This is a genomic window from Variovorax sp. 20P10.2.4 (assembly GCF_058244205.1).
In genome coordinates this window covers 1-7,215 of the sequence record NZ_JBZAYE010000383.1, presented here as the reverse complement: position 1 = coordinate 7,215, position 7,215 = coordinate 1, and the positions used below count along the sequence as shown (strand labels likewise).

Genomic DNA, 7,215 nt, shown 5'->3' with positions numbered 1-7,215 from the left:
ATCATCGCCTTCATCGATCGGCGCAAGGCCCGATGAAGGCACGGGTGCGGGCGCCGGCCTAGAGCTTCAACGGCGCCACGTACCCCGTCATCTCCAGGTAGCCGCGCCCCAGGCGCCGGCCCTGGCCATCGAGCAGGTCGCTCAGGCCTTCCCAGTACACGCCGCCGGTGGAGCCGCGGCTGTCGAGCTCCTGGTCGTCGAGCAGCGCGCGCACCTCGAACTCGCCCGCGGGCGTGCGCACGCGCCATTGCACGGGGTAGCGCGCCTGCGTGCGCGGGCTGTTCCAGGAACGGCCGGCCTCGAAGCGCACCTCGTCGGGGCCGAACACGCGCAGCGTGCCGTCGCCCGCGCGAAACGAGCCACCCGACCACAGCGCGCTGCCGTCGGCGCGGCGCAGGTGGAAGGCCGTGAGCGCGCCGCCGTCGTCGAGGTTCATGCCGATCCAGTCCCAGCCCACGGCCTCGGGATGCAGCAGCGCCTCGCTCCATTCGTGATCGAGCCAGGCCTTGCCGCGCACCGCGAAGGGCCGGCCGTCGAGCGCGATGCGGCCCTGCGCCGCGAGCTGCGGTTCGCTGTAGTAGTAGCTGGCCTGGGCCTCGTCGGGCCCCTTGCGCGAGAGGCCCGCGCGGCCCTGCAGCAGCACCGGCTGGGTGGGCGCGAAGCGCAGCTCGAGCGTGAAGCCGCTGGCGGGAATGCGCGCCGTGTAGCCGTCTTCGCCGCGCAGCAGCGACCAGTCGCGCAAACGCAGCGCGGTGTCGGTTTCGCTGGCCGAAGCGCCGCCGAGGCCCGCGCGCGCGATGCGCTGGTCGTGCCGCAGCGCGCGGCCCTCGAGGTCGGTGACGGCCGCGTGCGCGAACACCAGCTGCTGCGCCGCGAACTTCGAGCGCATGCCCTGCGTGGCATCGACGCGCGAGCGGAAGAAGGTGACCTGGAAGCCGAAGGCGCGGCCGCCCTCGGCCTGCGCATGGCCCGTGATGTACCACCACTCGGTGCGCAGCTCGGGATGGCTGCCGAAGTCGCGCGGGAACTGCAGCGTGCGCGGCGGCAGGGCCCAGGCGGGCGCGAGACGCGAAGAGGCGGCGAGCGCCGCGAGCAGGAGGTCGCGGCGCGACAGGAGGGCGGGTGACATGGCCGCACGAGTCTACAAGCGGCCTCGTCACGCGTTGTAACCCACGCGCATGCGAAAGCGATTACCGTGGGCCGGCCCATAAAAAGAAGGAGACGAGATCCATGAAGCGCACGCCCAGCCCGCGCCCTGTCGCGCGGCGCATCGCATCCCCCCGTTCCGGTTCCCTCGCCATGCGGCTCGTGCCGCTGGCCGCGCTGCTCGCGCTCGCGGGCTGCGCCTCGGGACCGCCCGCCGAAACACCGCCATCGACGGGTACAGCGCCGCGCGCGCCTTCGTCCTTCGCCGTGCCCGGCCTCGAGAAGCCGGCCGAGGTGCTGGTCGACCGCTGGGGCGTGCCGCACCTCTACGCGGGCACGCTCTACGACGCCTTCGTCGCGCAGGGCTTCATCGCGGCGCGCGACCGGCTCTGGCAGATGGACCTGTGGCGCAAGCGCGGCCTCGGCGAGATGGCGCAGGACTTCGGTCCCGCCTGGGTCGAGAGCGACCGCGCCGCGCGCGCCGTGCTCTATCGCGGCGACATGTACCGCGAGTGGCTGGCCTACGGCTCCGACGCCAAGCGCGTGGCCGAGGCCTTCACGGCCGGCGTCAATGCTTACGTGGCGCAGGTGCGCGCGCAGCCCGACCTGCTGCCGCCGGAGTTCAGGCTGCTCGGCTATCAGCCCGCGACCTGGTCGCCCGAGGACGTGGTGCGCATCCGCCACCATGGCCTCACGCTCAACCTCACGTCCGAGATCGAACGCGCGCGCGCCTACTGCGCGGGCGGGCCCGGCATCAAGGCCGACTGGTTGCGGCGCGAGCTCGACCCGCCCGTCAACCCGCGCGTGCCGCCCGGGCTCGATCCCTGCACCGTGCCCGCCGCCGAGCTGCGCGCGGCCTATCTGCGCGCCACCGAGGCACCGCAGTTCACCAAGGCCAACACGCTGCTGCCGCAGCAGGGCGCGGGCCCCGGCAGCTTCGCGGTGTCGCAGGCAGGCGACGAGGCACAGGCCGAGCAGGGTGACCCCACGGCCGCCTACGGCAGCAACAACTGGGTGATCGCGCCCAAGCTCAGCGCCACCGGCCGGCCGATCCTCGCGAACGATCCGCATCGCGCGCACGGCGCGCCGAGCCTGCGCTACATGACGCACCTGAGCGCGCCCGGCATGGATGCCATCGGTGCCGGCGAGCCCTTCCTGCCGGGCCTGTCGATCGGCCACAACGGCACCATCGCCTTCGGCCTCACGCGCTTCTACATGGACCAGGAGGACCTCTACGTCTACCAGCTCAATCCGCGCAATCCCAACGAGTACCGCTACCAGGGCCGCTGGGAGCCGATGCTGCGCGTGACCGAGCGCATCGCGGTCAAGGGCGAGCGCGTGCCGCGCGAGCTGGTCAACACATTCACGCGCCACGGGCCGGTGCTGCTGTCGGAGCCCGGCAAGCGCCGCGCCTATGCGCTGCGCGCGGCCTGGCTCGAGCCGGGCATGGCGCCGTACTTCGGTTCTATGGACTACATGCGCGCGCAGAACTGGGACCAGTTCCGAGCCGCCATGAACCGCTGGGGCGCGCCCGGCGAGAACCAGGTCTATGCCGACCGCAACGGCAACATCGGCTGGATTCCGGGCGGCCTCACGCCGATCCGTCCGAACTGGGACGGCCTGATGCCGGTGCCGGGCGACGGCCGTTACGAATGGTCGGGCTTCCGCAACGGCGACGAGCTGCCTTCCGAGTTCAATCCCGCGCGCGGCTACGTGGTGACCGCGAACGAGAACAACATCCCGAGCGAGCATCCGGCCGCGAAGAAGGGCATCGGCTACGAGTGGAGCGACGCGGCGCGCGCGCGGCGCCTGAAGGAGCTGTTCGCGGGCAAGGTGGCCGCGGGCCAGCGCTTCACGCTCGAGGACTCGCAGCGCATGCAGAACGACATCGTGGCCACGCCGGCGCAGCGCCTGCTCAAGCTGCTCGCGGGCCTGGGCAGCAGCGATGCGCAGACCGCGGCCGGCCTCGCGCTGCTGCAGGGCTGGGACGGCACCATGGACCGCGACAGCGCGGCCGCCGCGCTCTACGAGGTGTGGAGCAGCAAGCCGCTGCGCCAGGCCGTGCTCAAGGCCGGCGCGGGCGAGTCGGCCGTGCAGTACGCGCTGCCGGGCGACAACACGCGCATGGTCCTGCTGCTCGAGAACCCGTTCGGCTGGGTCAGCAACGCGCAGCGCGATGCGATCCTGGTGCAGACCATCGCGCCCGCCATGCAGGAACTGAGCAACAAGCTCGGCCCCGACCCCGCGACCTGGAAGTGGGGCGCGCTGCACCGCGCCGAGTTCCGCCATCCGCTCGGCGGCATCGTCGATGCGGCCACGCGCAGGAAGCTCGACGTGGGCGACTGGCCGATGTCGGGCTCGGCCTTCACGCCGATGGCCGCGAGCTACCGCGCGAGCGACTATCGGCTGACCTCGGGTGCGTCCTTCCGCATGGTGCTCGACGTGGGCAACTGGGATGCCTCGCGCGTCATCAACACGCCGGGCCAGTCGGGCAATCCCGACAGCCCCAACTACCGCGACCTCGCGCCGTTGTGGCTCGAAGGCAAGTACGTGCCGCTGGTCTACAGCCGCGCGGCCGTGGAAAAGGAAACGGTGGAGCGGATTCGTTTGACGCCCGCGCCGTGAAGCTGCATGGCGGCGCCTAGACTGCATTTTTTGCATCGGGCCCGCACCATGACCTTCGACGAACTCCAGCGCCGACTCGCCGAGGTACCGGCGCGACACAAGGAGATCTCGGTCATCGCGAGCCTCGACGACGAGCCCGCGCGGCCCAGCGCGCGCCTGCTCGACATCGCGCTGCGCGCCGCCTCGGCCGCGCGCGAGATCGCGCTGAGCGTCTACGACGGCCGCCCCTCGAGCGAGCCGCACTGGTTCGACACCTGGCCCGGCGAGCACTACCGCCTGCTCGCCGCGCTGGTGCGCACGCTGAAGCCGATGCGCGTCGTCGAGATCGGCACCTTCACCGGCATGGGCACGCTCGCGCTCGCGCAGGAATTGCCCGCGGGCGGCAGCGTGACCACCTTCGACCTGCATCCCTGGCACGGCTTCGAACAGACCTGGCTCGCGCCCGGCGATTTCGAGCAGGGGCGCGTGCGCCAGGTGCTGCACGACATCTCCGCGCCCGGCGGCATCGAGGCGCATCGCGCGCTGTTCGAGGCGGCCGACCTGGTCTTCGTGGACGGACCCAAGGACGGCCACACCGAGGCAAGGATGCTCGACAACCTCGCCACGCTGAGATTGCCCGCGCATGCGCTGGTCGTGTTCGACGACATCCGCGTGATGAACATGGTCGCGACCTGGCGGCGCATCGCACGGCCCAAGCTCGATCTCACGTCGTTCGGCCATTGGAGCGGCACCGGCCTGATCGACTGGAACGCTTAGCGCAATCGGGTTGCATTGCCCGCGCGCGGCGATGCACGCATGCCGCGAAGTCTTCCGTATTCACTTCCCCTTGTCGCATGCAACGGCCGTTGCATGCGCATGACTTTTGGCACTGTTGGATGCGATGCGCGATGCATACGCTCGGTCCCCTTCGATGCATGGCCTGCGATGCCGCGCATCGGAATCCGACGCCGCTGCATTGCAGCCGCATTCATCGACCAGTTGCTACAGAGGGGGAGAGAACCCATGAGATTCAAATTTGCAGTGGCCGCCGTGGCGGTCGCATTGGCTGTTGCCGCGTGCGGCGGCGGGGGCGGAGGCTCGGGCTTCGGGTTCCTGCCGCCCGGCCAGAACGGCGGTGACCCCGGTGACCCGGGCGGCCCTGGCGGTCCCGGCACGCCCGCACGCAAGGATGCGAAGGTCACGGGCCGCGTGACCAATGCGCTCGACGGCGCCGGCATCGCGCAGGTCAAGGTCACGGCCGGCGGCGTCAGCGCCACGACCGCGGACGATGGCTCCTACACGCTCGAGGGCATCACCAACGGCGCCTCGGTGCTGCTGAGCTACGAGAAGAATGGCTTCGCACCGCAGAGCCGCTCGACCGCCGCGCTCGCGCCGGCCGAGGCCAGCACCGTCATCAACATTCCGATGCTGCCGGTGGCGTTCAGCGACACCTTCAACCCGGGTGCCGCGCGCGACCTCGCGGTGCCGGGCTCGACCGCCATGGTGCGCCTGCCCGCCAACGCGCTGCGCCGCGCCGACGGCAGCACGCCCACCGGCCAGGTCACCGGCCGCCTCACGCCGATCGCACCCGCGACCAACGTCAACCTGATGCCCGGCAACTACCTCGCGGCCACCAGCGGCGAGCCCGCGGCGATGGAGAGCTTCGGCGCGCTCGACGCCAGCTTCGTCGATGCGGACGGCGCACCGCTGCAGCTCGCGCAGGGCGTGAGCGCCACCGTGCGCATCGCGCCGTCGTCGCGCAGCGCCGCGCTGCCGCCGACGGTGCCGCTGTTCTTCTACAACACGGCCACGGGCCTGTGGGTGGAAGAGGGCAGCGCGAGCCTGCAGGGCACCGCGCCCAACCAGTACTACGAAGGCACGGTCACGCACTTCACGACCTGGAACGCCGACCAGATCTACAACACGGTGCGCGTCAACGGCTGCGTGCAGAACGCGGCGGGCGAACGCGTCGCCGGGGCGGTCGTGGCATCGGAAGGCAAGTCGTACAGCGGTGTCGGCTCGGCCGTCACCAATGCCAACGGCGAGTTCTCGGTACCGGCCAAGCGCAGCAGCGAAGCCTTCGTGGTGGCGAGCAAGAATGCCGAACTCTCCAATGCGGCGAATGCGACGCTGGGCGACCAGGACATCACGCTCGGTGGGTGCCTCACGCTGACGAGCTCGGCCATGTCGATCAAGCTGACCTGGGGTGAACGGCCCTACGACCTCGATTCCCACACGATGGGCGCGAATGTCGGTGAAGAGGTCTACTACGCCAACAAGGGCTCGCTCGCGGCCGCGCCGTTCATCGGCCTTGACGTGGACGACGTGGACAGCTTCGGTCCCGAGTACACGACCTTCGCGAAGCTCGCGCGCAATCGCACCTACCGCTTCTTCGTCTACAACTTCTCCGACACCTACGACCCAGGTCAGACCGGATCGCCCGCGCGCGTGGAACTGAGCAACCGCGGCGCCCAGTCGGTCTTCTCGCCGCCGGCAGGCGAGGTGACGGATTCGACGCGCTACTGGCACGTCTTCGACCTGCGCACCGACGACAACTGCAACGCCACGGTCGTGCCGGTCCAGAAGTTCCTGGCCAACAAGCCGCCGGAAGTGAACACCGACGCGAACGCCCAGTACTGCAACTGAGCGGCATGAACGAGGGCCGGCGCGAGCCGGTCGTCTTCGGCCGATAAAAAGAAAAGGGAGCAGGGGGAAAAGGCGCGCAGACAAAGCGCCGGCAGGCACGGGACCGCGGACATCCGCAGGTCGCGTGCCTGCTTTTTTTTGCCTGCGCGAACCAGTGCCTACCAATCTTCCTTCACTGCCAGCACTGCATCCTTGCCGGCCGCGGCCCGCCCCGCCATCCACGCGGTGACGGTGCCCGCGGCCACCACGGCCGCGCACAGCGCGAGCAGCCGGCCCCAGGGCAGCAGCAGGTCCATGGTCCAGTGGAAGCTCTGCGGATTGACCACCTTCACCAGCACCACCGACACCGCGAGGCCCAGGCCCAGTCCGGCCACCGCGCCGATGGCGGTCCAGGCGGCGCCTTCGCCGGCCACCACCGCGAGCACCTGCGCGCGCGTGAAGCCCAGGTGCGCGAGCAGGCCGAATTCCTTGCGCCGCGCGAGCACCTGCGCGCTGAAGCTCGCAGCGATGCCGAACAGCCCGATCGCGATCGCCACCGCCTGCAGCCAGTAGGTGACCGCGAAGCTGCGATCGAAGATGCGCAGCGAGACCGCGCGGATCTGGCCGACGGATGCGATCTCTACTTCCGAGCCCGCGCGTTGCGCCGCCAGTGCGCGCACCGCTTCCTGCACCGCGCCTTCCGAGGCGCCGGGCGCGAGCCACAGCGCGACGTCGCTGACGTCGCGATCGCCGGTCAGGCGCTCGAAGTCGCGTGCCTCGATCGCGATGGCGCCGAACTGCCGCGCATAGTCGCGCCACACGCCGGCCACGAAGAAGGTG

5 protein-coding genes are annotated in these 7,215 nt (G+C 70.6%); 3 read left to right on the top strand and 2 right to left on the bottom strand.

From position 1 onward, the window contains the following. Positions 1–58: 58 nt before the first annotated feature. Positions 59–1,129, bottom strand: coding sequence for a lipocalin-like domain-containing protein (locus AC27VN_RS27650; RefSeq protein ID WP_490878605.1), 1,071 nt, complete (start codon positions 1,127–1,129; stop codon positions 59–61). 101 nt (positions 1,130–1,230) lie between these two features. On the opposite strand from AC27VN_RS27650, the gene AC27VN_RS27645 reads away from it, so the two are divergent. The 3 genes from AC27VN_RS27645 (at position 1,231) to AC27VN_RS27635 (ending at position 6,396) form a co-directional block, all read left to right on the top strand. Beyond that, positions 1,231–3,771, top strand: coding sequence for a penicillin acylase family protein (locus AC27VN_RS27645; RefSeq protein WP_490878604.1), 2,541 nt, complete (start codon positions 1,231–1,233; stop codon positions 3,769–3,771). Between the two features lie 48 nt (positions 3,772–3,819). After that, positions 3,820–4,527: an O-methyltransferase gene (locus tag AC27VN_RS27640; RefSeq protein WP_490878603.1), complete on the top strand. Its 708-nt coding sequence runs from the start codon at positions 3,820–3,822 to the stop codon at positions 4,525–4,527. 246 nt (positions 4,528–4,773) lie between these two features. Further along, complete coding sequence (locus tag AC27VN_RS27635; protein WP_490878602.1) at positions 4,774–6,396, top strand: carboxypeptidase regulatory-like domain-containing protein; 1,623 nt, start codon at positions 4,774–4,776, stop codon at positions 6,394–6,396. A 158-nt stretch (positions 6,397–6,554) separates the two neighbouring features. Here AC27VN_RS27635 and AC27VN_RS27630 read toward each other — a convergent pair. After that, on the bottom strand, positions 6,555–7,215 hold a 661-nt coding region (locus AC27VN_RS27630; protein ID WP_490878601.1), incomplete at its 5' end, for an ABC transporter permease.

Coding starts and splice junctions, on each gene's coding strand:
- AC27VN_RS27635 (WP_490878602.1), top strand. CDS start 4,774: ATGAGATTCAAATTTGCAGTGGCCGCCGTGGCGGTCGCATTGGCTGTT.
- AC27VN_RS27650 (WP_490878605.1), bottom strand. CDS start 1,129: ATGTCACCCGCCCTCCTGTCGCGCCGCGACCTCCTGCTCGCGGCGCTC.
- AC27VN_RS27645 (WP_490878604.1), top strand. CDS start 1,231: ATGAAGCGCACGCCCAGCCCGCGCCCTGTCGCGCGGCGCATCGCATCC.
- AC27VN_RS27640 (WP_490878603.1), top strand. CDS start 3,820: ATGACCTTCGACGAACTCCAGCGCCGACTCGCCGAGGTACCGGCGCGA.